Below are 23,612 nucleotides of genomic sequence, written 5' to 3' on the forward strand. Positions count from 1 at the left end.
TCAGAAGCGTTCGTGGAGGCCGAGGTAGCGCCATTCGCCGAGCGGTAGCCTGGCCAGCGACAGCGCGCCGATGCGCAGGCGGCGGATGCTCCGCACTTCCAGCCCCTCGCTTTCGCACATGAAGCGCAACTGGCCGGGCAGCACGTCTTTGAGGGCGAAGCGCAGGTGGCTTTCGTTCTGCCAACTGACCTTGCACGGCGATAGCCTGCGGCCCTGGTAGGCGAGGCCGTGGCGCAGGCGCTCGAGGCCGCCGGCGGCCAGGTCGCCGGCGACCTCGACCAGGTATTCCTGCTCCAGCCGTGCACCGTCGTCCACCAGCTTGCGCAGTACGCCGTGCTGCTGGCTGAACACCACCAGCCCGGAAGCCTCGCTGTCCAGCGCGAGGGTGGGACGCTGGCGGGCGAAGTGTTTCTTCAGCGCTCGCAAGGGACTGGGGTCATCGCTCCAGCGCCGCCCCGCGGCGAGCAGACCTTCGAAATCGTCGTGGCGCCAGCCGGCCGGCTTGTGCAACAGCAGGGTGGCCGGTTCGATCGTTTCCGCGCGGGCGCCCGGCAGCAGCTCCACGCGCTGGTCGAGCACCTTGAACTGTGGCTCCTCGATCACTTCGCCGTCGACGCTGACCCAGCCGCCCTCGATGTACAGCTCGGCTTCGCGGCGCGAGCAGGCAGTGAGTTCGGCGAGGCGTTTGGACAGGCGGATCGGGTCGGTCATGGCGAGGCTACTGGAATGAAAGACCGCCAGTTTACTCGTTGTGGCGATGGGCGCCGAGGAATGATTCGGCGCCCGCTCGGTCCCAACTTAAGGAACCGGAGAGGAGACCCTCATGCAGTCACGCCTGATCGATGGCCTGGAATGGGACCTGGACGAGGATGGCAGCGGCGGCCTGTGCAACGCCAATGGCGACAAGGTCCATCTGCGCCAGGGCGACATGGACGGCGCCTGCGGGCCCTACTGCCTGGTCATGGCGATGCTGGTCCGCGGCCAACTGCGCCGGCGCCAGGCCAAGGGCCTGGAGCGGGTCGACAGTCGCAGTCGCTACGGGCGCCTGATGAAGGCGCTGGACCAGCACGGCCCGCTGCTGCGCGTCGGCACCACCGGCGTCGACCTGCTGGAGCTGCTGGCCGAGATCAACGATACCGAGCATTTCGCCCTCAAGGGCGAGGGGCGCAGGTTGGTCCGGCACACCCGCGAATACCTGGAGGCCGGCTTTCCGGTAGTGCTCGGTTTCCACGGCCGCAAGGGCAGCGATATCCGCCATTGGGGCCTGGCCATCGGCATGAGCGAGCGCGCCTTCCTGCTCCTCGACCCGGCCCACGACCTGCCGCGCGGGCAGGCCTGGAACGCGGTGATCACCAGCGAGGCGCACGGTTCCCGGTTCGGCTATCGCTATATCAATGCCAAGGGCACCTGGGCGGTGACCCTCAAGGAAATGGTCGCCTTGCTTTGAGGGGCGGGTTTGTTACAGCCCGTGTGCGGACCGCCAGGCGCGGCGGATCTGCGACTAGAGTGGTGTTTTTGCTTGGGGAAGGAGAGAACGCATGCCGGGCCTGTCTTTGAATGCCATCCTGCTGAGCGCTGTCGCACTGCTCGCCCCGTCGGCCGAGGCGGTGGACGCCGGTCGCCACGACAGCGAGCTGGGCGCCGTCGAGGTCACCCCGGTGGTTGGCGGTCTGGCCTATCCCTGGGCCGTCGCCTTCCTGCCGGACAACCAGGGCATGTTGGTCACCGAGCGGCCCGGCAGCTTGCGTTTCGTCAGTCCCGAGGGCCAGTTGTCGGCGCCGCTGGAAGGCGTACCCAGGGTCTTCGCCAGCGGCCAGGGGGGCCTGCTCGACGTCGCCTTGTCGCCGGGGTTCGCCGAGGACCGGCTGGTCTACCTGACCTATGCCGAGGCCGGCGAGGACGGCCGCGCCGGAACGGCGGCGGGACGCGGCCAGTTATCGGCGGACAAGCGACGGCTGGAGGGCTTCCACGTGATCTTCCGGCAGTTGCCGAAGCTTTCCAGCGGCCATCACTTCGGCTCGCGCCTGGTCTTCGACGGCAAGGGCCACCTGTTCATCGCCCTCGGCGAGAACAACCAGCGCAGCACCTCGCAGGACCTGGACAAGTTGCAGGGCAAGATCGTCCGCCTGTATCCGGACGGCGGCGTTCCCAAGGACAATCCCTTCGTCGGCCGTGCCGACGCGCGGCCGGAGATCTGGAGCTATGGCCACCGCAACCAGCAGGGCGCCGCGCTGAATCCCTGGACCGGCCAGCTCTGGACCCACGAGCACGGCCCGCGCGGCGGCGACGAGATCAACATACCCCAGGCCGGCGGGAACTACGGCTGGCCGCTGGCGACCCATGGAATCAACTACACCCTGCTGCCGATCCCCGAAGCCAGGGGCAAGGCCGTCGACGGTACCGAGGCGCCGCACCATGTCTGGGAGAAGTCGCCGGCGATCAGCGGCATGGCGTTCTACGATGCGCAGCGCTTCCCGGCCTGGCAGCACAATCTGTTCATCGGCGCGCTGGCGACGCAGGAACTGATCCGCCTGCAACTGGATGGCGACCGGATCGTCCACGAAGAGCGCCTGCTGGGCGATCTCGGGGTGCGCATCCGCGACGTGCGGCAGGGCCCGGACGGCTATCTCTACCTGCTCACCGACCAGAAGGCCGGGCAATTGCTGCGCCTGGGGTTGGCGCGCTAGCCTTCAGCCTTGGTTGCGCTTGAGCTGGACGTAGAGCGCCTCGACCTTTTCCCGGGCCCAGGGCGTCTTGCGCAGGAAGGCGAGGCTGGACTTGATGCTCGGGTCGTTCCTGAAACAACGAATGTCGACCCGTTTGCCAAGTTCCGCCCAGCCGTGGTGGGCGACCAGTTCGGTGAGCAGTTTTTCCAGGGTGACGCCGTGCAGTGGATCGGGATGGCCAGGCATGAAGGGCTCGGGATTCAGGCAATGAAAAAGGGGATGGAGCGTGGCACATCTGCGTGCCGGCCTGCCATCCCCTTCGTAGTCCCCGGCGAGGGGCGGGCGATCAGCGCTTCTTGCTGATGGTGATCTGCCGCGACGGGCCGTAGACCTGGCCGCTGACGCCCTTGGCGATCTTCTGGATCTCGCCGCCGGCCTGGAGGAAGGCGGCGACCTGCGCTTCGATGGACTCGCGGGTTTCGACCGCGGGAGCCGGCTTGGCGGCTTTCGGCGCGACGGTTTTCTTCATGATGGCCATATCCGGGGACCTGTCTCTGCATTAAATATGGCCGTTCATTATAACCGAAGCGGCGTTTTATTTCATCTTGAATATTGTCGATCAGATTTCGGACGTAACCTGCTGTTTTCTATAAAGTCCGTTAGGCAATACCCGAGCGAGGCGCTGCGGCATTGGCGAGCCGGCGGCGAACTGCTCGAGGTCTCCGCGGCTGGATGTCCCGCCGACCCCGGGCGACGCAGGATACCGCCAGGTGGATAACTCCTTCGCGCATCCGGCATGAATTCCAATGTTTGCACTAATTGAGCGAGAAAGTTCTCCGGGGCTCTAACTCGCCTATATCGAGAATAATGAAAAGTTCACGATTAGTTATCGGCTAAGTTGCCCGGATATATACGTCGATATCATCGCGCTGCCGGCCGGGGCATGCATCGCCTCGCTGCGTTCCCGGTGCTAACCTGCGGAACCCCAGCCGCCGAGCGAGCGCCGCATGCCAGCCATTCTCTCCTCCCGCCAACGTATCGCCCTGCGCCTGGCCTGGCGCTTCATGGCGCCTTACCGCTGGCGCATGCTCGGGGCCCTGGTGGCGTTGCTGTTCACCGCGGCGATCACCCTGTCCCTGGGCCAGGGCATCCGCCTGCTGGTGGACCAGGGGTTCCTCACCGCCTCGCCCGAATTGCTCAATCGCTACATCCTGCTGTTCTTCGTGCTGGTGCTCGGCCTGGCCGTGGGCACCTTCGTGCGCTTCTACCTGGTGTCCTGGATCGGCGAGCGCTTCGTCGCCGATATCCGTAAGCGCGTGTTCGACCACCTGATCGAGTTGCATCCCGGTTTCTACGAAACCAACCGTAGCTCCGAGATCCAGTCGCGCCTGACCGCCGACACTACGCTGCTGCAGACGGTGATCGGTTCCTCGCTGTCGATGGCCCTGCGCAATGCCCTGATGCTGGTCGGCGGGGTGCTGCTGATGTTCGTCACCAACGCCAAGCTGACCAGCATCGTGGTGCTGGCGTTGCCGCTGGTGATCGCCCCGATCCTGCTGTTCGGCCGCCGCGTACGCAGCCTGTCGCGGGAAAGCCAGGACCGGGTGGCCGACGTCGGCAGCTACGTCGGCGAAACCCTCGGCCAGATCAAGACCGTGCAGGCCTACAACCACCAGGCGCAGGATCGCCAGCGCTTCGCCGGCACCGTCGAACGCGCCTTCGACACCGCGCGCAAGCGCATCGCCCAGCGCGCCTGGCTGATCACCGTGGTGATCGTGCTGGTGCTCGGCGCAGTCGGCATCATGCTCTGGGTCGGCGGCCGCGACGTGATCGCCGGCAGCATCTCGGCCGGCGAACTGGCCGCGTTCGTCTTCTACAGCCTGATCGTCGGCATGGCCTTCGGCACCCTCAGCGAGGTGATCGGCGAATTGCAGCGCGCTGCCGGCGCCGCAGAGCGCATCGCCGAGCTGCTCAGGGCGCGCAGCGAGATCCGCCCGCCAGCGCAACCACGCAAGCTGGCGGCGCGGGTGAGCGGGAGGATCGAATTGCAGGCGGTGCGCTTCGCCTATCCGACCCGTCCCGAACACTGGGCCATCGACGACATCAGCCTGGCCGTCGAACCGGGGGAAACCCTGGCCTTGGTCGGACCTTCCGGTGCCGGCAAGTCGACCCTGTTCGATCTGCTCCTGCGTTTCTTCGATCCGCAGCAGGGGCGGCTGCTGCTGGACGGACAGCCGATCGTCGAACTGGACCCGGCCGACTTGCGCCGCAGCTTTGCCCTGGTGTCGCAGAACCCCGCGCTGTTCTTCGGCAGCGTCGAGGAAAACATCCGCTACGGCCGTCCGCATGCCAGCGCCGCCGAGGTCGAGGCCGCAGCGCGTGCCGCGCATGCCCACGAGTTCATCCTGGGTCTGCCGCAGGGCTACGCCACCCACCTGGGCGAGGGCGGCATCGGCCTGTCCGGCGGCCAGCGCCAGCGCCTGGCGATCGCCCGGGCGTTGCTGGTAGACGCGCCGGTGTTGCTGCTCGACGAGGCGACCAGCGCCCTGGATGCGGAAAGCGAGCACCTGATCCAGCAGGCCCTGCCAGGCCTGATGAGCGGACGTACCACCCTGGTGATCGCCCATCGCCTGGCCACGGTACAGAGCGCCGACCGCATCGCGGTGATCGACCAGGGGCGGCTGGTGGCGATTGGTAGCCACGCCCGTCTGATCGCCGAGAACCCGCTCTATGCGCGCCTGGCGGAACTGCAGTTCGCCGTCGGCGGACGCTAGCTTCAGAGCGGCTTGTCGATACCCGCGTACTGCTTGTCCAGCTCGTCGATACGCTGCGCGTAGGCACGGGAGAGGCAGTCGGTGTCGCCACCGCAGCGCCGGCGCTCACGCAGCCAGTCCTGCTGCCGGTCCTGCATGGCGCCGCGGCCGCCCATGGCGAACAGGCCGCGGAGGAAGTGGTACTTGACGCTCATCTCGACGTCCTTGTCGTTCAGCGCCCGGTTCGCGCAGATGGCCTTTTCGTCCGCTCGCTCAGCCTTTTCGCAATCGAAGCTGGCCGCTTCGGCCAGGGGCGCCAGCAGGAGTCCGCCGAGGGCGAGGAATGCCAGGTGCTTCATGCCGTTCTCCGTTTCGCCTGGTTGCTTGCGAATCTTCGACGCCAGCGACGGCGCTGGGTTCAGCGGGGAGCGCGCGGCGGCCGGGCGGGCCGCTCCGGCGCGGTCAGTGCGAAAGGATCAGGGCCTTCTGCTCGGGGATGACGGTGCGCTCCCGAGGGGCGTCCGCGCGTTCCGCTTCCTCGGTTTCGGGGCGGTTGGCGAACAGGCTTTTCAGGGTGCTCAGCAGCGGCTGTTCCTTCGCCGCTTCGGCGACCTGGCTGCGGCTTTCCACGGGTTCCGGGTTGGCCGCCGTGACCACGTGGAAGTCGCTGATCTCGATGATCCCGCGGCCCTCGGCGAGCAAGTGGAAGGAGAAGGCCTTGCGCGCTTCCGGGTTGTCGAAGGTGAAGCTCATGTCCAGCGGCTTGCCTTTGAGCAGGCGCGGGATGTCCGGTACCGGTATGGGAACGTCGCGTTCGAACTCCTTGGTCTTCAGCGTCACCCGGGCGCCGTTGCGGTCCATCTGCAAGGCGCGGATCTTCAGGGTGACCGTGGTCCTGCTGTTCTTCGGCATCTCCAGGTATTGCGCGCCGATCAGGTTGTCGGTCCAGTCGTTGTGGGTTTCCGGCTTCAGGCGGATGCGTTCGTGGGTGGCGAACTGGAACTCCTGGCCCAACTGGCCGGCCTGTTGCACGGAGTGGTCGAGGACGGCGGCGCGCTGGCTGACCAGGCGTGCCTGGCGACCGCTGAAGCGACCGAGGAACTCGGCTTCGTCGGCGATGAAGCCCTCGCTGCGGTAGCGCCGGCAGACCTGCTGGAAATCGCATTCGACGAAGGTGTCCTTGCCGTCGTGGTGGCGCAGCATGCCGTTGGTGTAGGACATCATTTCGCGGCCGCTGGCGTAGTCGCGGAACAGCGAGCGCCCGGAAATCCCCGCCGGCACGCGGTAGCCGAAATAGTCGAGGACGGACGCGGCGAGGTCGACGTGGCCGTAGACGCCGCTCTTGATCGGCGGCAGCGCCGCCTGTTCCGGTGCCAGTACCAGGTTGAAGCCCCAGGCCGAGGCGAGGCGCACCTGGTCGACACCGTGGGATTCGTCGGAAGTGAGCACCACCAGGGTGTCGCGCAACACGCCCTGTTTCTCCAGGTCGGCGAGGAAGGCGTCGATCGCGTCGTCGAGATAGGCCACCGCGGCCTGCTTGGCGCTCGGGTAGCGGGCCAGGTAGTCGGCAGGCGCCGAGTAGGGCTGGTGGGTGCCGACGGTGAGCAGGGTCAGCATCCAGGGTTTCTTCTGCTGGCGCAGCTGCTTCACGTAGGTCGCGGCGCCCTCGAAGAAGGCCTTGTCGTCCATGCCCCAGGGAAACTCCAGGTAGGACGTGTTGCGGAACCAGTCGCGCCCGAGGGTCTTGTCGAAGCCCATCTGCGGCATGACCTTGTCCTTGGCCATGAAGCGCAGGCCGGCACCCTGCAGGAAGTGCGTGCTGAAACCGTGCTGGCGCAGCTGGGCGGGCAAGCACTCCCTGGCCCGGGCCGGGTTGTTGAGCAGCTCGACGCCCTTCGGCGTGCCCGAGTCGAGCTTGCTGTAGTCGCCGCAGAGCATGGCGTAGAGGCCGCGGATGGTCTGGTGGCTGTGCAGCACGTAGTCCGGGGTGGTCATCGCCCGTTCGGCCCAGCCACTCAGTCTGGGCATCGGCGCTTCGTGGTAGCTGCTGTTGATGGCGGCGCGGTTGGCGGCGATATACGCGCCGGGGATTCCCTCCATGGCCACGATCAGGACGTTGCGCGCGCGCCCTCCGCCGGCCAGCAGCGGCGTTCCGGAAAGGTCGAGCTGGTTGAGCCCGGCGACGTCCGGCGGGGTGTCCGGACGGTCGTCGGCGAGCCAGTCTTCGACCGCCAGTTGGCCACTGCTGAGCGCGCTGGCCAGCAGCTTGTGCGGCAGGTTGTACTGCTGCCATTGGTCGGCGTCGCTCGGACGCAGGTATTGCAGGCCGACATGCGCCGCCAGGAACGCCGCCGGCAGCGCGTAGGCATAGCGCGGCAGGCGCGGACCGCGGCGACGCCAGAGCAGCACGCAAAGCAATGTCGCGCCACCGAGGCCGAGCGCCAGTGGCAGGTGGGCGAGGCCGCCGCCCTGGGTGGAGCTGCTGACGAACTGCGGATCCAGCAGGTACTTGAGGTCGGAAGGTTCCGGCATGCGCCCGACCGCGCCGACCAGTTCGGCATTGCCGATCAGGAACAGGCACCAGAGCAGCATGACCGGGAGCGCGAACCACAGGGAGCGTCGATGCAGGAGCAGCACCAGCAGGCTGCCGAGGGCCAGGTCCGAGAGATAGCCGAACGGCGTCGACCAGCCGAGCCAGTAGCGGCCGGCGAGGGGAACGACCAGGAACAGCGCGGCCAGCGCCAGAAGCGAGCCGCAAGATGAGAGCCAACGGCTGAGTGGACGCACAGGAACTCCTGATGAGCGGCAGCGAGAATCCTTGATAAGGATGTTCCAAAAAAGTCTTTAGGGTTCACGATTTTGAAACATCGTTGTGCTTACTGCCAGTAGACAGTCGGCATTTGGGAAATGTCCGCGTGGTTCAGGATGTTTCGGCGCGAATGGCCGGCAAGGCGATGAGCGGCGTCGGCGTACCGGCAAAAACTTCCGCCCGCATGCGTGGCGCCCGGTAGAATGCCGCCCCTTCGACAGGGGGAGACAACATGGCGGTCATCGGGCGTTTCAATTCACTGCAGGTGGTCAAGCACACGGAGTTCGGGCTCTATCTCGACGGTACCCAGCACGGCGAGATCCTCCTGCCCAAGCGCTATGTGCCGAAGGACCAGCCCAGCGAAGTGGGCGACTGGCTCAACGTGTTCATCTACCTGGACAGCGACGACCGCCTGATCGCCACCACTCAGACGCCCAAGGTCCAGGTCGGCGGTTTCGCCAGCCTGAAGGTCGTGGAGATCAACCGGATCGGCCTGTTCCTCGACTGGGGCCTGCCCAAGGACCTGCTGCTGCCGCATTCGGAAGAAAAGCGTCCGTTGCAGGTCGGCGACTACTGCGTGGTCTACGTCTACCTGGACAAGCGCACCAACCGCATCACCGCCACCGCACGCCTGGACCGCCAGTTGGACAACCTGCCGCCACGCTACAGCGTCGGCCAGGCGGTCGACCTGCTGGTGGTGGAGCGTACCGAGATGGGCTTCAAGGCGATCATCGAGGGCAAGCACTGGGGCCTGATCCACAAGAACGAGGCGTTCAAGTTCCTCCGCAGCGGCATGCGCGAACAGGGCTACATCAAGGAATTGCGCGCGGACGGCAAGATCGCCCTTAGCCTGCAGCCGGTCGGCGCCGAGGCCGCCGTCGAGCTGAGCCAGCAGATTCTCGCCCGGCTGCTGGAGGCCGGCGGCAGCCTGCCGCTCAGCGACAAGAGTTCGCCGGAAGATATCCACCGGCTCTTCGGGGTCAGCAAGGGGACCTTCAAGAAGGCCATCGGCGGTCTCTACAAGAAAGGCCTGATCCTGATCCACCCGGAACGCATCGAACTGCCGCGCTGAGGTTTCCGCTCAGGGCTGGAGGAACGGGGCGAAGTCCAGGCCAGCGCCGCCGGGGCGGACGTCGCGCAGGCGCTTGCCGGGGTCCGCGCTCAGCTCCAGGCTGAGGGTCGGCCGGCGGGCGTTCTTGTCGCGCAGTTCCAGGCTGTCCTGCTGCTGGCGAAGGAAACCGGTGGGCACCTTCAGGTGCTCCACTGCATCGCCGGCCGGGTTCGCCAGCAGCAGGTTGAGGAACTTGCCGGCCTTCAGTTGGCTGAGCGGAATATCGAACCACCAGACGTTCTTGCTCTTGTTGAAGCGGGCGAGCAGGGTGTTGCCGGCATCCAGCACGGACATGCCCAAGGCCTGGTTGAGCTGTGCGATGGCTGCCGCTTTATCGAGTTTCATGGAGTTTCCTGACGGGCCGCGCCGGCCGGGATGGCGGGCGGGTAGCCGGATATTCTAGCAGCCGGAGGGACGGCGCAGGACCTGCGCGGTGCGCCGGCCCCGCCGCTCAGACCATCCGCCGGAACCGCCGCCAGCGTTGCTGCCAGCCCAGCAGCAGCGGAGAGACCGCGGGGCCGGTGCCGGCGTCCTGCAGGCGCGGGTGGTGGCTGACCACGTTGACCAGGATCGGCTCCTGGGCGTTCTTCACATCGACGAAGAACAGGTGCTGCCCCTGGTGCAGGCGTTCTTCGAAGGGGCGGAAGGCGCGGTTGGTGCGCTGCAGGCCGAAGAAGCTGCCTTCCCACAGGCAGAACGCGCAGAGCACGGCGCCGAGGAAGATCACCGGAATCCAGCCGGCGGCGGTTTCCGTCCAGCCGCTGGCATAGGCGAAGGCCACGGCGACGATGGCCAGGGCGAGGCCGACCAGCAGGCCGACACGGCCGGAGCGGACCACATCCTTCTTCATGAACGGAGAGACTTCGTGCAGATGGCGCTGGCCGGTCTCCGCGTCCTTTTCGCTGAGGACGTGGATCTGCTCGGTGGCGATGCCGCTGGCTTCCAGTTCGGCTTCGAGCCGTTCCAGCTCGTCGAGGTTGTCGCTGATGTAGTAATGCCGGTTCATGGCATGCCTCCCATCGTCTGACGGCCTGTTCCTTGGGCGAACAGGCAAAGGTCGATACCCCCTGTCGGTGAATCCCGGAGCACCCGCAAGCGGCAGGTCGGCCGGGATTGTCGGTTTCTTGCGCAGCATTCAGTCTAGCATCCGCGGCAGCGGCGGCCGGTACGCCGGTCTGCTGGCTTCTTCCTTCAACATAGGCCGGAAGCGGGGTGGCGGCGGGGCCGGGCGATGGACGGGCCAGGTACGGGTGGGCCGTACGCAGCCCGCGAGCGCAGGATTACTCGGCGGGAACGATGATGGCGACGCGGCGGTTCTCGCTGCGGCCGGCGCGGGTCTTGTTATCGGCCACCGGCTTGCTCATGCCCAGGCCGCGGACCTCGATGTTGGCCGCCGGCATGCCGGCTTCGCGGAACACCGCGGCTACCGATTCGGCGCGCCGTTCGGAGAGCTTCTGGTTGTAGCCTTCGTCGCCGTAGTTGTCGGTGTGGCCTTCCAGGCGGACCTTGTCGATGTCTACCGCGAGCAAGGCGTGGGCGATCTTCGTCAGGGTGTTGCGGCTGTCGGGATTGAGACGGTCGAGATTGTTGCCGAACAGCACCTTGCTCGACATGCCGAACTCCCAGCCTTCGTCGCGGAGTTCGAAGCCCTGCTCCTGGAGCACGGCGATCTGCTCGGCGCTCAGGCCGGTCTGCGGCGGTTTGGTCTGGCAACCGGTCAGACCCAGCACAAGGCTGAACAGGGCGAGGGCGAGCAATCTACTTGGGTGGAGCCTCTGGGGTAGCACTGTCTATCTCCTTTTCTTCCTGAAGGATGCGGGGGTCGTTGAGTTCCGCCAGGCGCCGGCTGCCGCGGGCCTGGCGCTTGGCGATGTACATCGCCATGTCGGCGTCGTGGAGCAGCGCCGCCGGGGTATCCGCGTGCTCGGGATAGAGGGCGATGCCGATGGTCAGCGAGGTACTCACCGTGCTGCCGTCGCTGAGCCGGATCGGCGCCTGCATGCTGGCGATGATGTTGTCGGCGATGCGCAGGGCGTCGGCGCCGGACGCCAGCGGTGCGAGCAGCACGGCGAATTCGTCGCCACCCAGGCGCGCCACCAGGTCGCTTTCGCGCAACTGCCCACGGATGCGCATGGCGATGTTGACCAGCACGGTGTCGCCGGCGGCATGGCCGAGGCGGTCGTTGATCTCCTTGAAACGGTCGCTGTCGATGAACAGTACCGCCAATTGCTCGCGGTGCTCGCTGGCATCGCGCAGCGCCCGGCTCAGGCGGCCTTCGAAGAAGGCACGGTTGGGCAGGCTGGTCAGGCTGTCGTGGTGGGCCTGGTGCGCCAGCGAGGCGTTCTCGTCCTGCAAGCGCGCCTGCCAGGATTCGAGTTCGTCGAGCAGGGCGTTGAAGTCCTCGCCCAGTTGGCTCAGCTCGGCGATGCCGGCTTCCGGTACGCGCTTCTCGAAATCCCGTTCGCGGCGCACGGTATGCGCGACCTTCGCCAGTTGGTCGAGCGGGCCGACGATACCGCGTACCAGCCGCCGTGACAGGTAGAAGGCGCCCAGGGCGGTAAGCAGCAGGCACAGGACCATGCCGGCGAAACCGGTGAGCAGGAAGCGCAGCAGGCTGCCGCCGGAGCCTTTCACCTCCACCGAACCGATCTTCTGGCCGTCGTGCAGGATCGGTTGTTCGGTCGGCGCGCTGAGCAGCCAGTGCGCCAGTTGCTGTTCCAGCAGGTGCAGCGGCCCGGTGCTTTCCCGATGCCAGCTGGCCAGGGGCTGCCCCTGGCGGTCGTAGACGATGGCGCTGGAGACCTCTTCGCTGGAGGCGATCAGCGCCAGGGATTCCTCGGCGGCCTGGGCATCGCCGAAGACCACCGCGGCTTCGACGGTATAGCTGATGGAACGGGCGATCAGTTGCTGGTTGGGGTCCGCGTAGGCGCGCAGGGTCAGCAGGCCGACCAGGGTCACTGCCAGCCCGGCGGTGAATACCGCGACCAGCGCCACGCCCAGGTGCGCGCGATAGAGCACCCGGCGCAGCGATGGATTGGAACCCGTATAGCGACGACGACGGTTCATCACGGAGTGGCCTGCCGCCTTGCCAGTTTCAATACGCTCGGGTGCACGCGTACGCCGCTGCGGGCGATGGAGTCGAGATTGGCCTCGAAGGTGATGCGCGGACCGCCGACGTTGAGGCAGAACATGCTGCCGACGCTGCATTCGGTGCCACGCTCGCTGATGGACAGGACCGGATGCCCGGCCAGGCTGTGGAACACCTGCTGGCGCTCGCGCTCGTCGACCACTCCGAGGTAGATCACGTTGCAGAGCGTGCCGAGGTCCGGGTTGTCCACCGCGCGGCGTTCCGCATGCACGCGCCTGCCATTGGCCTGCACCATGCCGCGGAGCAGGCCGTCGGCGTACTCGGTCGGGCCGACCACGCAGAGTTGCAGAACCGCCGGTTCCTTCGGCCAGCGCACGTAGCTGAATATGCCCAGCAGAACCTGACTGACCGCGTTGCTGCGTTGCTCGACCGACGTCCGTGCGTCGTCCGCCCACAGGCCTCCGCCGCCCAGGCAGGAAACCGCCAGGACCAGGCAGGCCAGGGTGCGCCTGTAGAGGTCGAGGGGCTGCAAGGTGGGCAACGAAGGCAAAAAGGTTTCCTCCAGGAAAACGTAGCGGGGTGGTACGACTGGCCAGTGTAGTCGGTGTGCGGCGAATATTACCGGATGTGCCGGGAAAGAAAGCCGTTCGGTGTCAAACCAATGACGCAATTGCCGGAGATGGAAGCTCTTTGCGTCTTGTCCTGTCTGGTTTTCTGGCTGAGCATGTAGGACGTTACTGACCTTAATCAGGGGGCGGCATGATCCGGGAAATCCTCAAGATGGGTGACGAGCGCCTGTTGCGCATTGCGCAGCCGGTGCCGTCCGAACTGCTCGGCAGCGAGGAGCTGCAACGGCTGATCGACGACATGTTCGAAACCATGCATCACGTCGGCGGGGTAGGGCTGGCCGCGCCGCAGATCGGCGTCGACCTGCAACTGGTGATCTTCGGTTTCGAGCGCAGCGAGCGCTATCCGGACGCCCCGGCCGTGCCGCCGACCATCCTGCTGAACCCGCGGATCACCCCGCTGGACGACGAGATGGAAGAGGGCTGGGAGGGCTGCCTGTCGGTGCCGGGGTTGCGCGGCGCGGTATCGCGCCATCGGCGCATCCGCTACCAGGGCCTGGACCCGCAGGGACAGCCGATCGACCGCAGCGTCGAAGGGTTCCATGCGCGGGTGGTGCAGCACGAGTGCGACCACCTGATCGGCCGCCTGTATCCCTCGCGAATCACCGACTTCAGCAAGTTCGGCTTCACCGAGGTGCTGTTCCCCGACCTGGACCCCGCCGCGGACGATTGAGCGGTTGCGCCTGCGGCTCCGCTCCGGCCTGGCTCAGCTCCGCGATGGGGTGCCGAGCGGCGCCGCCGGAGCGTGTTTTTTCGCTCGTTTCGCCAGGCGTTTCTCCTGGGCGGTTTTCAGCGGTTTCCTACGAGTTTCCTTCTTCGCGTTCAGTCCCTTGCTCATGGCGTTCACCTCCCCACGCAGCACCTGCGTGGCGCGCCGGATGGCCGATGGCGTCCGCGACGCCGGACGGCGGCGGACGCTTCCAGCATAATGCGTGGCGCAGCGCCCGGCGCGGGCGGCGATCGACGGCGCTCAGCGCAACTGGCGTTGTGCGGTGATTTCCGGCAGGTCCTGGCGGCGCAGATAGACCAGTAGCGGCTCGCCGATGTTCAGTCGTTCGTTGATGTTCTGTTCCAGCAGGATCTGCAACTGCTCGCGGCCCAGGCGCATGACGTCGTCGCGTACCGAACTCCAGACGAACTCGCTGGTGGGCGTGATGCTGTCGTCGGCTACGTCCATGCCGAAGGAGTCTTCGCTGAAACGCACGATGTAGCGGCCGGTCTTGCGGTTGAAACCGACGAACCCCTTGAGGGCATCGGCGGCCTGGCAGATGTCGGTGGATGTGATGCTCATGCGGAACCTCCCTGAACGTTCCTGTTTCTATGGGCGCACGCATGATTGGCGGCGCCCCCGTTCTGCGGCGGGGGTCGCTGGTGCCGAGCGGGGTATTCTGCCAGTTGCCGCCGCCCGGGGAAGAGGGCGGATCGCGAACGGTAGTGGGACGGATTGTCGCGACCTTGGTTAAACCGCCGCCACGCGCTAGGCTCGGGGTTCGCAGCCGACCGAGTGGAGAACAGCGCCAGATGCCAGGGGCCGTGGATTTCAAGGAGCGGATATCCCGCCAGCGTCCGCATGACAGGGAAACCTACGGACATGCCGGGAATACCGATCTGCAAGACATCGTCTACCAGTTGGAAAGCGACCGCGGGCGCATCGTCAATTCCGCCGCCGTGCGGCGCCTGCAGCAGAAGACCCAGGTCTTCCCGCTGGAGCGCAACGCGGCGGTGCGCAGCCGCCTGACCCATTCCCTGGAAGTGCAGCAGACCGGGCGTTTCATCGTCCGCACGCTGTTCCGCCAACTGGGCCCGCGTGCCGCGGAGGTCGGCCTGGACGGGCTGGAGGGCGCGCTGGAAAGCCTGGTGGAAATGGCCTGCCTGATGCACGACGTCGGCAATCCGCCGTTCGGTCATTTCGGCGAGTACGCCATCAACGACTGGTTCGAACGCAACCTCGACGCCCTGTTCGAGCGCCGCGTACCGCCGGGCCAGGGCGACGGCCTGTTGCAGCAGCGCATGCTCACCGACCTCAAGCATTTCGAAGGCAACGCCCAGGCCATCCGCCTGGTGGTGAAGCTGCTGCGCCTGAACCTCACCTACACCCAGACCGCCGGCCTGCTCAAGTACGTGCGTCCGGCCTACGAGCCGAAGCCGGACAAGGCGGCGGCGAACCACTACCTGAACAAGAAGCCGGGCTTCTATCTTTCCGAGGAAGCCTTCGTCGACGAACTGCGCCAAGTCCTCGGCATGTGCCCGGGCACTCGCCACCCTGTGGCCTACATCATGGAAGCGGCCGACGATATCTCCTATTGCCTGGCCGATATCGAAGACTCGGTGGAAAAAGGCATCCTCGACATCCGTCAATTGGCGGATCTGCTGGTGAAGAAGTTTGCCGTCCACCATTCGCCGGACGCGCCGATTCCCGGCGACGCGGACAACATGAGCTTCCAGCGGATGGTCGACTATTCGCTGGAAAAGGCCGAGCGGGAGCCGATCAACAAGGTCAGCGAATTCTTCATCCGCCTGCGGGTGAAAATGATCCACCCGCTGGTCCAGCACGCCGCCCAGCAGTTCATCGACAACCTCGAAGCGGTTCATGCCGGCACCCTCGGCCGCGCGCTGATGGAGGACGGCAGCCTGCCGCACGCCATCGTCCAGACGTTCAAGGACGTGGCCATGGAATGGGTGTTCTGCCATCCGGAGGTGGAAACCCTGGAATTGCAGGGCTACCGCATCATCCAGGGGCTGCTGGATTTCTACGCGCCGCTGCTGCGCCTGCCGGCCGAGGAGTTCCAGGCCCTCGCCGAAGGTCGCCAGGCCGCCGCGCCGCATCCGCAACTGCTGGTTCGGCGCCTGCCGAGCCAGCAGATCAAGGCTTACCTGGAGGCCATGAAAGGTGTGGCGGAGGACCCGTTGCAGCGGCAGTGGGAGTTCTACCACCGCTGCCGCATGCTCCAGGATTTCGTCAGCGGCATGACCGACCAGCATGCCCAGGACGAATACCGCGCGTTGTCCGCGCTGTAAGCGGAGGAGCGAGATGCGCGCTGTCGTCGAACTGCTCGCCGGCGCCCGCCGCCTGGTGATCTTCACTGGCGCCGGGGTGTCGGCGGAAAGCGGGATTCCCACCTTCCGCGATGCCCTTGGCGGTCTCTGGGCGCGCTACGATCCGGCGGCCCTGGCTACGCCCGCGGCCTTCGCCGACGATCCCGCGCTGGTCTGGGGCTGGTACGAGTGGCGCCGCCTGAAGGTGCTGGGTGTCCAGCCGAATCCCGCGCACCGGGCGATTGCCGCATTGAGCGGACGGATCGCCGACACCCGGTTGGTCACCCAGAACGTCGACGACCTGCATGAACGCGCCGGCAGCCGCGACGTCCTTCACCTGCATGGCAGCCTGCACGCGCCGCGTTGCGCGACCTGCGCGGCAGCCTACCGGGACGCCTTGCCCGATTCGGTCGAGCCGGAAGAGGGACGACGGATCGAGCCGCCGCGTTGTCCGGCCTGCGGCGGACAGGTCCGGCCGGGCGTGGTCTGGTTCGGCGAGGCGCTGCCCGAGGCGGCGCTGCGCGAGGCTTTCGCCGCGGCCTGCGAGTGCGACCTGTTGCTCAGCGTCGGCACTTCCGGCGTGGTGCAGCCGGCGGCGCGGATACCCGGACTGGCGCTGGAACACGGTGCCAGCGTCGTGCATGTGAACCCGCAACCGGTGCGCACCCGCCATCCGCGCGAGCACTGTCTCGTCGGTCCGGCCGGCGAGGTGCTGCCCGAACTGTTGCGCCGGGCGTTTCCCGGCTGAGGCGGCTCAGCCCTGGGACGAGCCGAAGAGGATCACCGCGGAACCGATCAGGATCAGCAGCCAGTAGAGCGCGCCGAGCACGATGAACAGTAGGTTGTAGCCCGAATAGCCGGCGTTGCCCGTGCCCTGCGGGTCGCCGCTGGCGAGGTTGGCCTGGCGCTGGATGTTGCGCATCGGGATAAGCGGCGTGAGCAGCAGCAGGAGCGAGGGCAGCGAGTAGGGCTCCAGCGCGGGGACCACGTCGGTGAGGTGGCTGATCAGGTTCGCCGCGACCGTCAGCAGCACCGCCCAGGTCGCATCCTTGCTCGGGCTCCATAGTGCCTGGCGCTCTTCCGGCAGGGCCTGGTGGATCCGCCGGGCGAGGGCGTGGAAAAAGAAGATGCCGAAGATCGCCCGCCATACCGGGCTGATCCGCCGTTCCATCTGCGGTTGCTGGGCCTTCCAGTGCTTGTACATCCAGTACACGCCGTACAGCCCCAGGGTGACGAGGAAGAGCACGCTCATCTTGCCCAGGGAAGTGACGAAGAAATGCGCCCGCTTCGCGCCGTGGGTTTCCACCAGGGGCGCTTCCGGGGTCTTGTAGACGTTTTCCATAACTGATCCGGCAGTCCTTGAGAAAAACCGCCATTTTGCCTTCCGCCGCTCCGTCAGGCCAGCGGCCAGGGGCGTTGCCGCCCCGGCCGTCCGATCAGGCGTTGCGGCTGGGCGGCGCCATGAACTCGGGACCGACCGGATCCTGGATGGTCTCGGCGAGGATCCGCTCGATGCGGGCCATGGCCTCGTCGTCCAGGCGCCAGCCGAAGGCGTCGGCGATGCCGTTCAACTGCTCCGGCTTGCGCGCCCCCCACAGCGCCACCGTAGGGCCGCGATCGAGAATCCAGCGGATGGCCAGGGCCAGCACCGACTTGCCATAGCGCTCGCGAGCCAGTTCCTCCAGTTGCGCGACCGCTGCCAGGTACTGGGCGAAGCGGGGCTGCTGGAACTTCGGGTCGGACTTGCGCAGGTCGTCGCCATCGAAGCGGGTCTCGGCGTTCATCCGTCCGGAAAGCAGGCCGCGGCACAGCGCTCCGTAGGCCAGCACGACGATGCCGTTACGCTCGGCGTAGGGCAACACGTCGGCGTCGATGGCGCGCTCGAACAGGTTGTAGGGCGGCTGCACGCTGGCCAGCGGAGCGAACTGGCGGAACCCGTCCATCTGTTCCGGTGAATAGTTGCTCACGCCGATGGCGAGGATCTTGCCGTCGCGGCGCAGGCGCTCCAGTTCGCCGGCGGTCTCCTCGTGCGCCACCAGCGGGTCCGGCCAGTGGATCTGGTACAGGTCGATGCGATCGGTCTTCAGCCGCCGCAGCGAGTCCTCGACCTCCCGGCGGATGCGTGCGGCGGAGGCGTTGCGGTGGATGCCCGCGTCGCTCCACTCCAGCGCCGCCTTGGTGGCGATCACCGCCTTGTCGCGCAGGCCCTGCAAGGCCTTGCCGACGACCTCCTCGGAATGGCCGAAGCCATAGACCGGCGCGGTGTCGATCAGGTTGATCCCGGATTCCACCGCACGCCGGATGGTTTCCACCGACGTCGCGTCGTCAGCGCCGCCCCACATCCAGCCGCCGATGGCCCAGGTGCCGAGGCCGATGCGCGAGACCGGCGTGTCGATACCCTCGATGCGAATGCTTTCAACGCTCATGGAAATACTCCTGCAGATCGGGAAAACGCTTGCCGGCAATGCGCTCGGCGGCACGGAGCGATTACTCTAGATCACCCGAGATTGAATGTGGCTCAATGCTGCATTGACCTCCGAGAACTGCCAGGAGCCCTGGAATGCCGGCTTTCACCCGTTCCGAACTCGCCGACCTGAACGTCTTCATGACCATCGTCCGGCGCCGCAGCTTCCGTCACTCGGCCCAGGAACTGGGTGTCAGTACCTCGGCGCTGAGCCACAGCATGCGCAACCTCGAGGCGCGGCTCGGGGTGAAGCTGCTCAACCGTACCAGCCGTTCGGTGGTGCCGACCGATGCCGGCAGCGCGCTGGCGGCCAAGCTGGAGGATGGTTTCCAGGTGATCGGCGAGGCGCTCGGCGAGCTCGATGCCTATCGCACCTCGCCGGTGGGCCGGCTGCGCCTGAACGTGCCGCGCGATGCCTCGCGGCTGCTGCTGGGGCCGGTCCTCAGGCGCTTCACCGAGGCGTATCCGGACCTGCAACTGGAACTTTCGGTGGAGGACCGCATGGTCGACATCGTCGCCGACGGCTACGACGCCGGCATCCGTTACGGCGGCACGGTGCCCCAGGACATGGTCGCGGTGCCATTGACCGGGGAGCTGCGCTGGGTGGTGGCCGCGTCGCCCGATTACCTGGCGCGCCACGGCGTGCCCCAGCGGCCGGACGACCTGTTGCGGCACGCCTGCATCCGCATGCGCCTGGGCGACAACTCGTTCTACAAATGGGAACTGGGCGACGGCGAGCGGATGGTCGAGGTCGACGTGCCCGGCCCCTTCAGCGTCAACGAAAGCAATACGGCGGTTGCCGCGGCCCTGGACGGTGTCGGCCTGGCCTACTGCCTGGAGGTGGGAATCGCCGAGGAGCTGCGTAGCGGCCGGCTGCAACTGGTATTGCCGGACTGGACCTCGATGGGCGCGCCGTTCTGCCTCTACTATCCGAGCCGACGCCAGCCGCAACCCGGCTTGCGCCAACTGATGGAAATGATCCGCGGCGACTGGCTGGGACGTGCCTGAATCGACCTCCCGCCACACCTTGCAAGGAGCCCCCATGCTTACCGGTCTCAATCACCTGACCCTGGCGGTCGCCGACCTGCCGGCCAGCATCGCCTTCTACCGCGATCTTCTCGGCTTTCGCCTGGAAGCGCGCTGGGACCAGGGCGCCTATCTCGAACTGGGTTCGCTGTGGCTGTGCCTGTCCCGGGAGCCGCAGTACGGCGGGCCGGCCGCGGACTACACGCACTACGCCTTCGGCATCGCCGCCGCGGACTTCGCCCGCTTCGCCGCGCAGCTGCGCGCGCATGGCGTGCGCGAATGGAAGCAGAACCGCAGCGAGGGCGATTCGTTCTACTTCCTCGACCCGGACGGCCATCGCCTGGAGGCCCACGTCGGCGACCTGCGCAGCCGGCTCGCGGCGTGCCGGCAAGCGCCCTATGCGGGAATGCGTTTCGCCAACTAGGCCTTGGCCTTGCCGGAAGCTACGGACGCCACGGCCGGACCGGCGAGGCGCTTCAGCAGGCGCGGGCGGTTGCGCTCCAGTGCGCCGCCGCGCCCCCGCAGGCCGTCCCACAGGCCCCAGCCCAGGCAGCGCAGCTTGAGCAGCTTGTCGCGTTCGAGCAGGAGCACCGCGAGGCCCTGGGTCAGGGTCGGCAGGTTCGCCAGCAGGGCCAGCGGCGAGGACCGGGCGTAGCGGCGCAGGACCAGCAGGCCGTTGCGCGCCAGGTAGTAGCGGCGCAGCGGGGCGTGGTTCATCGCGCTGAGGCTGAGACCGCCGAGGCGGCGGGTCTTGCGCGTGCCGATGCGGTGCTCGAGGACCAGCCGCGGGTCGACGTACAGGGGCACGTCCAGCGCCTGGGCGCGCAGGCTGTACTCGGTGTCCACGTGGTCGATGAACAGTTCCTCGTCGAAGTGGCCGAGGCGCTGGTAGGCCTCGCGGGTCAGCAGGCAGCCGGAGGAGATCAGGAACGAGGTGCGCTGTGGGGTCGTCAGGCCGTCCAGAGACAATTGCCTGAGCGTCAGTCCGTCGAGATGGATGGCCGGCAGGAAGCGCCGGTCACCCCGGTCGAAGATCCGTGGGCCGAGCAGGCAGGCCTGACCGTTGCGCGCCTGCAGGTTGCGCCACTGGGCGGCGAGGAAGGCGCCGCCGGGACGGGAGTCCTGGTCGAGCAGCAGCACACCCTGCACGCCACGCCGGAACAGCGCGTCGAGCCCCTGGTTGAAGGCGCCGGCGATGCCCTGCCGGTTGCCGTGGTGCAGCACGGCGATGCCTTGCCCGCGCAGCCGGGCATTGCGCTGCGGATCGCTGTGCGGTGAGTTGTCGACGGCGAGGAAGCGCAGTTGCGGAAACGCCGCCGCCAGTTCGCCAAGGTGTTCCAGGTCGTCGTCGCCAGGATTGAACAGCACCACCAGCACGCCCATGTCTATCCGGTCCATGATCGTTCTTCTCCCGTAGGTCGAAGTTGCCAGGCCAGGACCAGCCCGACCAGAACGAGAAGGGCGCCGGCGAGGAATGGCGCGCCGGCCAGGGGCACTGGCGCGAGCGGACCGCTGCCCCAGTGGAACAGGCCGCTCATCAGCGGCGGACCGACGATCGCGGCGAGGCTCATCAGGCTGCTCAGCACGCCCTGCAACTCGCCCTGGCGATCGACCGGCACGCGGGCCGAGAGCAGCCCCTGCATGGCCGGGGTGGCGAGGCTGCCGAGCGCGAAGGGCAGCAGCGCGCAGACCAGCCAGAATGACGAGTCGACCAGGGCGAACAGCAGCAGGCCGCAGCCTTGCAGGGCGAGGCCCAGGCGCAGCAGGCGGGCGTCGTCCAGGCGCCGCTTGCAGAGGTTCACGCCGAGGGTCTGGGCGAGCACCGCGAGCACGCCGTAGAGGGCCAGCGAGTAGCCGATCCAGGCGCTGCTCCAGTGAAACTTCTCGATCACGAAGAAGGGCCAGACCACCATCACCGCCTGCAAGCCGAGGAATACCAGGGCAAGCACCGCCAGCAGGCGTCCGACCCCCGGTTGCCGAGCCAGGCCGCTGATCGAGCGCAAGGCGTTCATCCGCCTCGGATCCAGGCGGCGGCGTCGCGTCGGGGGCAGGGTTTCCTCGAGGAACAGGCCGGCGAGCAGGGCGTTGAGCAGGCACAGGCCGGCGGCCAGCAACAGCGGCAGCGTCGTGCCGTGCATCGCCAGCAGCCCACCGAGAGCGGGGCCGAGGATCATGCCCAGGGCGAGGCCGGCGTACAGCCAGCCGAAGTGCCGGGTGCGCTGCCCGTGCGTGCCGAGGTCCGCCGCGCAGGCCATCGCGGTGGCCACGCTGGCGCCGGTGAGCCCGGCCAGCGCGCGACCGAGGAACAGCATCCAGAGGCTGTCGGCCAACGCCAGAAGCAGATATCTGAGGGCGAAGCCGAGCATCGCCAGGACCAGGACGGGGCGGCGTCCGAAGCGGTCGCTGAGGCTGCCGAGGACCGGCGAAAAGAACAATTGCAGCAGCGCGAAGGTCATCACCAGGGCGGCGCCCCAGGTGGCCGCGTCGCGGACCGCCAGCGGCGCCACGCTGCCGATCAGCGTCGGCAGCAGGGGCACGATCAGGCCGACGCCAGCGGCATCCAGCAGGCAGGTAAGGAACAGCAGAGGCAGGACGCGTTTCGCGCCGGGACCGTGTTCCCGCGTGGCGGAGGGGCAGAGGCTGGTCGTGGACACGCCAGGATCCTCCCGGCGAACACAGGAAATCCCGATCCTGGGACGCCAGCGACGGCAAGGGAAACTACCGGAATTCACAGGTTCGACGAACGGTCGCGGCAACGCCGGCGGGCGGCGTGATGTCATAATGATGCGATCCGTGCGCCAGTCGGGTATCCTTGCCGGCCTCTCAACGTTGTTTCCTAACGATATTTTCCTCCTGTCGCGAGCAAAGGGATTTCAATGACGCCCAGAAAAGGAAAGCTACCTGCCGTGCTCGCCTGCATGGCAGCGCTGGCGGGCTGCAACATCAACCCGGCGAACCAGGGCTCGGTGTCGTCCTGGTTCTCCATGCGCGCCGGCGATCCGCCCAGCTTCGTCACCGGCGTGGTCGGCTTCGAGAACACCGGCAGCAACGACCCGTCCACCCGCCTGACCCTGCGTTTCCGCGATCCCGCCTCCAAGACCCATGCGGCCCACGTCACCACCTCGTCGTACTCCGAGCTGTTCAGCCTCGCACTGACGCCGCGCTACTACGAGCTTTACGAGTTCGAGGTGAGGTACCTGTCCTATACCGTCACCCGCGAGACCGGTGCGTACGAGGAGCGCTGCGAGGCCAACGGCGAGGCGCTGGAGAAGACGGTCCAGAAAAGGAAGCGCAGCGTCACCCACACGGCGGTGAACGTGGAGTCCAACTGTCGTTCTACGCCGCTGACCAAGACCGACTACTACTACGAGACCTATACCTCCAAGCCGTTCTCCGCGCCGTTCCGTGCCGAGAGCTTCGCCACCAACTACATCGGCGACTTCCGCGTGCAGTGCAGCTACAAGGAGAAGAAGGGCAAGACCCTCGTCGATAGCTGCCGTCTCAACTACGGCGCCGTCAGCCGCGATCGGGTGGACGCCTGGGTGGCGCAGATGAACGAGGCAGACAAGGACAAGCGCGAGCCGCTGCCGCCGGTACGCCAGCAGGCGGTCGACACGAAGAAGGCCGGCAAGCTCATCCATTCGGTATTTCGCTGAGGCGCTCGCTCAAAGAGCGCCGGCGATCGCGCGCCAGGTGTCGGCGTATCGCCATCGCAGCCAGGCGATCAGGCAGCGCTCGTGCCAGCGTCGCAGGGCGCTGCTCCTTTGCCGCGCCAGGCGTCGCTCGATGGCCTCTTCCAGCCAGGCCTCGTCGAAGGCGGTCCATACCGCCGGAGCGGGGCTGAGCAGGTTGCCGTGGCAGACCGGCGCCACTTCCTCGAAGAACAACCGCTCCAGCAACGCCGCGTCGACGCCCTTTATTCGCCGGGCGATATCCTCGGGCTCCAGGAGAGTGTCGACGAAGGCGTCGGATAGCGCGTGGCGCAGTCGTCGGCGTTGGCTCGGGTCAAGGGCCATGGCAGGTATGGGTCCGC

General features: G+C 67.0%; 27 protein-coding genes. 10 read left to right on the forward strand and 17 right to left on the reverse strand.

What is annotated here, in order from left to right:
- Nucleotides 1-711, reverse strand: coding sequence for an rRNA pseudouridine synthase (locus VQ065_RS10705; RefSeq protein ID WP_003086466.1), 711 nt, complete (start codon nt 709-711; stop codon nt 1-3).
- A gap of 112 nt (nt 712-823) precedes the next feature.
- On the opposite strand from VQ065_RS10705, the gene hcuA reads away from it, so the two are divergent.
- Both hcuA and hcuB read left to right on the forward strand, forming a co-directional pair.
- A complete protein-coding gene (gene hcuA / locus VQ065_RS10710; protein ID WP_003086467.1) occupies nt 824-1,447 on the forward strand; it encodes a hydrophobic compound transporter HcuA in 624 nt (207 codons plus the stop codon).
- A gap of 91 nt (nt 1,448-1,538) precedes the next feature.
- Complete coding sequence (gene hcuB, locus VQ065_RS10715; RefSeq protein WP_003086471.1) at nt 1,539-2,687, forward strand: hydrophobic compound transporter HcuB; 1,149 nt, start codon at nt 1,539-1,541, stop codon at nt 2,685-2,687.
- A 3-nt stretch (nt 2,688-2,690) separates the two neighbouring features.
- Here the strand turns inward: hcuB and VQ065_RS10720 are convergent, their stop codons facing one another.
- Nucleotides 2,691-2,912, reverse strand: a complete 222-nt coding sequence (locus VQ065_RS10720; protein ID WP_003082243.1) for a VF530 family protein — start codon at nt 2,910-2,912, stop codon at nt 2,691-2,693.
- Nucleotides 2,913-3,012: 100 nt separating this feature from the next.
- Nucleotides 3,013-3,204 carry a hypothetical protein gene (locus VQ065_RS10725; RefSeq protein ID WP_003109112.1) on the reverse strand — a complete coding sequence of 64 codons (192 nt, stop codon included), beginning with the start codon at nt 3,202-3,204 and terminating at the stop codon, nt 3,013-3,015.
- 469 nt (nt 3,205-3,673) lie between these two features.
- On the opposite strand from VQ065_RS10725, the gene hcuC reads away from it, so the two are divergent.
- Entirely contained in the window at nt 3,674-5,440 is a 1,767-nt protein-coding gene (gene hcuC / locus VQ065_RS10730) for a hydrophobic compound transporter HcuC (RefSeq protein WP_003086478.1), read from the forward strand.
- Between the two features lie 2 nt (nt 5,441-5,442).
- On the opposite strand, the gene VQ065_RS10735 is transcribed toward hcuC, so the two are convergent.
- Both VQ065_RS10735 and VQ065_RS10740 read right to left on the reverse strand, forming a co-directional pair.
- A complete protein-coding gene (locus tag VQ065_RS10735; protein WP_003086480.1) occupies nt 5,443-5,778 on the reverse strand; it encodes a lysozyme inhibitor LprI family protein in 336 nt (111 codons plus the stop codon).
- Between the two features lie 103 nt (nt 5,779-5,881).
- A complete protein-coding gene (locus VQ065_RS10740) occupies nt 5,882-8,206 on the reverse strand; it encodes an LTA synthase family protein (RefSeq protein ID WP_003082248.1) in 2,325 nt (774 codons plus the stop codon).
- 254 nt (nt 8,207-8,460) lie between these two features.
- Between VQ065_RS10740 and VQ065_RS10745 the strand changes: the two genes are divergently transcribed.
- A complete protein-coding gene (locus tag VQ065_RS10745) occupies nt 8,461-9,300 on the forward strand; it encodes a CvfB family protein (protein ID WP_003082250.1) in 840 nt (279 codons plus the stop codon).
- A gap of 9 nt (nt 9,301-9,309) precedes the next feature.
- Here the strand turns inward: VQ065_RS10745 and VQ065_RS10750 are convergent, their stop codons facing one another.
- The 5 genes from VQ065_RS10750 to yfiR form a co-directional block, all read right to left on the reverse strand.
- On the reverse strand, nt 9,310-9,684 hold the full coding sequence (locus tag VQ065_RS10750; RefSeq protein WP_003082252.1) for a hypothetical protein: 375 nt from the start codon (nt 9,682-9,684) through the stop codon (nt 9,310-9,312).
- Between the two features lie 106 nt (nt 9,685-9,790).
- The gene (locus VQ065_RS10755) at nt 9,791-10,345 is read right to left on the reverse strand and encodes a magnesium transporter (protein ID WP_003086483.1); all 555 of its coding nucleotides are present in this window, start codon (nt 10,343-10,345) and stop codon (nt 9,791-9,793) included.
- A gap of 274 nt (nt 10,346-10,619) precedes the next feature.
- Entirely contained in the window at nt 10,620-11,126 is a 507-nt protein-coding gene (locus tag VQ065_RS10760) for an OmpA family protein (protein ID WP_003145479.1), read from the reverse strand.
- Nucleotides 11,098-12,405, reverse strand: coding sequence for a diguanylate cyclase TpbB (tpbB, locus tag VQ065_RS10765; protein WP_003116327.1), 1,308 nt, complete (start codon nt 12,403-12,405; stop codon nt 11,098-11,100). Before tpbB ends, VQ065_RS10760 begins: the two co-directional genes overlap by 29 nt.
- On the reverse strand, nt 12,405-12,977 hold the full coding sequence (gene yfiR, locus VQ065_RS10770; protein ID WP_003086488.1) for a diguanylate cyclase inhibitor YfiR: 573 nt from the start codon (nt 12,975-12,977) through the stop codon (nt 12,405-12,407). The genes tpbB and yfiR overlap by 1 nt, the downstream gene beginning before the upstream one ends.
- A 209-nt stretch (nt 12,978-13,186) precedes the next feature.
- Between yfiR and def the strand changes: the two genes are divergently transcribed.
- On the forward strand, nt 13,187-13,726 hold the full coding sequence (gene def, locus VQ065_RS10775; RefSeq protein WP_003086490.1) for a peptide deformylase: 540 nt from the start codon (nt 13,187-13,189) through the stop codon (nt 13,724-13,726).
- A 33-nt stretch (nt 13,727-13,759) separates the two neighbouring features.
- On the opposite strand, the gene VQ065_RS10780 is transcribed toward def, so the two are convergent.
- Both VQ065_RS10780 and VQ065_RS10785 read right to left on the reverse strand, forming a co-directional pair.
- Nucleotides 13,760-13,891: a hypothetical protein gene (locus tag VQ065_RS10780; RefSeq protein WP_003086493.1), complete on the reverse strand. Its 132-nt coding sequence runs from the start codon at nt 13,889-13,891 to the stop codon at nt 13,760-13,762.
- Between the two features lie 132 nt (nt 13,892-14,023).
- Nucleotides 14,024-14,344 (reverse strand): DUF2025 family protein, encoded by a 321-nt coding sequence (locus VQ065_RS10785; protein ID WP_003082265.1) that lies wholly within the window; start codon nt 14,342-14,344, stop codon nt 14,024-14,026.
- Nucleotides 14,345-14,574: 230 nt separating this feature from the next.
- Here VQ065_RS10785 and dgt point away from each other — a divergent pair, with 230 nt between their 5' ends.
- Together dgt and VQ065_RS10795 are read left to right on the forward strand one after the other, a co-directional pair.
- On the forward strand, nt 14,575-16,071 hold the full coding sequence (gene dgt / locus VQ065_RS10790) for a dGTPase (protein WP_003086497.1): 1,497 nt from the start codon (nt 14,575-14,577) through the stop codon (nt 16,069-16,071).
- Between the two features lie 13 nt (nt 16,072-16,084).
- The gene (locus VQ065_RS10795) at nt 16,085-16,837 is read left to right on the forward strand and encodes an SIR2 family NAD-dependent protein deacylase (protein ID WP_003086499.1); all 753 of its coding nucleotides are present in this window, start codon (nt 16,085-16,087) and stop codon (nt 16,835-16,837) included.
- A 6-nt stretch (nt 16,838-16,843) separates the two neighbouring features.
- Here VQ065_RS10795 and VQ065_RS10800 read toward each other — a convergent pair whose 3' ends face one another.
- On the reverse strand, nt 16,844-17,431 hold the full coding sequence (locus VQ065_RS10800) for a DUF4234 domain-containing protein (RefSeq protein ID WP_003086501.1): 588 nt from the start codon (nt 17,429-17,431) through the stop codon (nt 16,844-16,846).
- A 94-nt stretch (nt 17,432-17,525) separates the two neighbouring features.
- Nucleotides 17,526-18,515 (reverse strand): aldo/keto reductase, encoded by a 990-nt coding sequence (locus VQ065_RS10805; RefSeq protein WP_003082273.1) that lies wholly within the window; start codon nt 18,513-18,515, stop codon nt 17,526-17,528.
- Between the two features lie 134 nt (nt 18,516-18,649).
- On the opposite strand from VQ065_RS10805, the gene VQ065_RS10810 reads away from it, so the two are divergent.
- Nucleotides 18,650-19,561, forward strand: coding sequence for a LysR family transcriptional regulator (locus VQ065_RS10810; protein ID WP_003086503.1), 912 nt, complete (start codon nt 18,650-18,652; stop codon nt 19,559-19,561).
- Nucleotides 19,562-19,595: 34 nt separating this feature from the next.
- On the forward strand, nt 19,596-20,003 hold the full coding sequence (locus VQ065_RS10815; RefSeq protein WP_003086505.1) for a FosA family fosfomycin resistance glutathione transferase: 408 nt from the start codon (nt 19,596-19,598) through the stop codon (nt 20,001-20,003).
- Here VQ065_RS10815 and VQ065_RS10820 read toward each other — a convergent pair.
- Both VQ065_RS10820 and VQ065_RS10825 read right to left on the reverse strand, forming a co-directional pair.
- A complete protein-coding gene (locus VQ065_RS10820; RefSeq protein ID WP_003082283.1) occupies nt 20,000-20,977 on the reverse strand; it encodes a rhamnosyltransferase in 978 nt (325 codons plus the stop codon). The two genes, VQ065_RS10815 and VQ065_RS10820, sit on opposite strands and share 4 nt — an antisense overlap.
- Nucleotides 20,965-22,233: an MFS transporter gene (locus VQ065_RS10825; RefSeq protein ID WP_340080397.1), complete on the reverse strand. Its 1,269-nt coding sequence runs from the start codon at nt 22,231-22,233 to the stop codon at nt 20,965-20,967. The genes VQ065_RS10820 and VQ065_RS10825 overlap by 13 nt, the downstream gene beginning before the upstream one ends.
- Nucleotides 22,234-22,545: 312 nt before the next feature.
- On the opposite strand from VQ065_RS10825, the gene VQ065_RS10830 reads away from it, so the two are divergent.
- A complete protein-coding gene (locus VQ065_RS10830) occupies nt 22,546-23,235 on the forward strand; it encodes a hypothetical protein (protein ID WP_003133880.1) in 690 nt (229 codons plus the stop codon).
- A 9-nt stretch (nt 23,236-23,244) separates the two neighbouring features.
- On the opposite strand, the gene VQ065_RS10835 is transcribed toward VQ065_RS10830, so the two are convergent.
- Nucleotides 23,245-23,595 (reverse strand): DUF7079 family protein, encoded by a 351-nt coding sequence (locus VQ065_RS10835; RefSeq protein ID WP_003086514.1) that lies wholly within the window; start codon nt 23,593-23,595, stop codon nt 23,245-23,247.
- Between the last annotated feature and the right edge of the window lie 17 nt (nt 23,596-23,612).

The sequence above is a fragment of the Pseudomonas sp. KBN10P06128 genome (assembly GCF_037574945.1).
Taxonomy (GTDB): domain Bacteria; phylum Pseudomonadota; class Gammaproteobacteria; order Pseudomonadales; family Pseudomonadaceae; genus Pseudomonas; species Pseudomonas aeruginosa.

Coding starts and splice junctions, on each gene's coding strand:
- VQ065_RS10705 (WP_003086466.1), bottom strand. CDS start 711: ATGACCGACCCGATCCGCCTGTCCAAACGCCTCGCCGAACTCACTGCC.
- hcuA (WP_003086467.1), top strand. CDS start 824: ATGCAGTCACGCCTGATCGATGGCCTGGAATGGGACCTGGACGAGGAT.
- hcuB (WP_003086471.1), top strand. CDS start 1,539: ATGCCGGGCCTGTCTTTGAATGCCATCCTGCTGAGCGCTGTCGCACTG.
- VQ065_RS10720 (WP_003082243.1), bottom strand. CDS start 2,912: ATGCCTGGCCATCCCGATCCACTGCACGGCGTCACCCTGGAAAAACTG.
- VQ065_RS10725 (WP_003109112.1), bottom strand. CDS start 3,204: ATGGCCATCATGAAGAAAACCGTCGCGCCGAAAGCCGCCAAGCCGGCT.
- hcuC (WP_003086478.1), top strand. CDS start 3,674: ATGCCAGCCATTCTCTCCTCCCGCCAACGTATCGCCCTGCGCCTGGCC.
- VQ065_RS10735 (WP_003086480.1), bottom strand. CDS start 5,778: ATGAAGCACCTGGCATTCCTCGCCCTCGGCGGACTCCTGCTGGCGCCC.
- VQ065_RS10745 (WP_003082250.1), top strand. CDS start 8,461: ATGGCGGTCATCGGGCGTTTCAATTCACTGCAGGTGGTCAAGCACACG.
- VQ065_RS10750 (WP_003082252.1), bottom strand. CDS start 9,684: ATGAAACTCGATAAAGCGGCAGCCATCGCACAGCTCAACCAGGCCTTG.
- VQ065_RS10755 (WP_003086483.1), bottom strand. CDS start 10,345: ATGAACCGGCATTACTACATCAGCGACAACCTCGACGAGCTGGAACGG.
- tpbB (WP_003116327.1), bottom strand. CDS start 12,405: ATGAACCGTCGTCGTCGCTATACGGGTTCCAATCCATCGCTGCGCCGG.
- def (WP_003086490.1), top strand. CDS start 13,187: ATGATCCGGGAAATCCTCAAGATGGGTGACGAGCGCCTGTTGCGCATT.
- VQ065_RS10780 (WP_003086493.1), bottom strand. CDS start 13,891: ATGAGCAAGGGACTGAACGCGAAGAAGGAAACTCGTAGGAAACCGCTG.
- VQ065_RS10785 (WP_003082265.1), bottom strand. CDS start 14,344: ATGAGCATCACATCCACCGACATCTGCCAGGCCGCCGATGCCCTCAAG.
- dgt (WP_003086497.1), top strand. CDS start 14,575: ATGCCAGGGGCCGTGGATTTCAAGGAGCGGATATCCCGCCAGCGTCCG.
- VQ065_RS10795 (WP_003086499.1), top strand. CDS start 16,085: ATGCGCGCTGTCGTCGAACTGCTCGCCGGCGCCCGCCGCCTGGTGATC.
- VQ065_RS10800 (WP_003086501.1), bottom strand. CDS start 17,431: ATGGAAAACGTCTACAAGACCCCGGAAGCGCCCCTGGTGGAAACCCAC.
- VQ065_RS10805 (WP_003082273.1), bottom strand. CDS start 18,515: ATGAGCGTTGAAAGCATTCGCATCGAGGGTATCGACACGCCGGTCTCG.
- VQ065_RS10810 (WP_003086503.1), top strand. CDS start 18,650: ATGCCGGCTTTCACCCGTTCCGAACTCGCCGACCTGAACGTCTTCATG.
- VQ065_RS10815 (WP_003086505.1), top strand. CDS start 19,596: ATGCTTACCGGTCTCAATCACCTGACCCTGGCGGTCGCCGACCTGCCG.
- VQ065_RS10820 (WP_003082283.1), bottom strand. CDS start 20,977: ATGGACCGGATAGACATGGGCGTGCTGGTGGTGCTGTTCAATCCTGGC.
- VQ065_RS10835 (WP_003086514.1), bottom strand. CDS start 23,595: ATGGCCCTTGACCCGAGCCAACGCCGACGACTGCGCCACGCGCTATCC.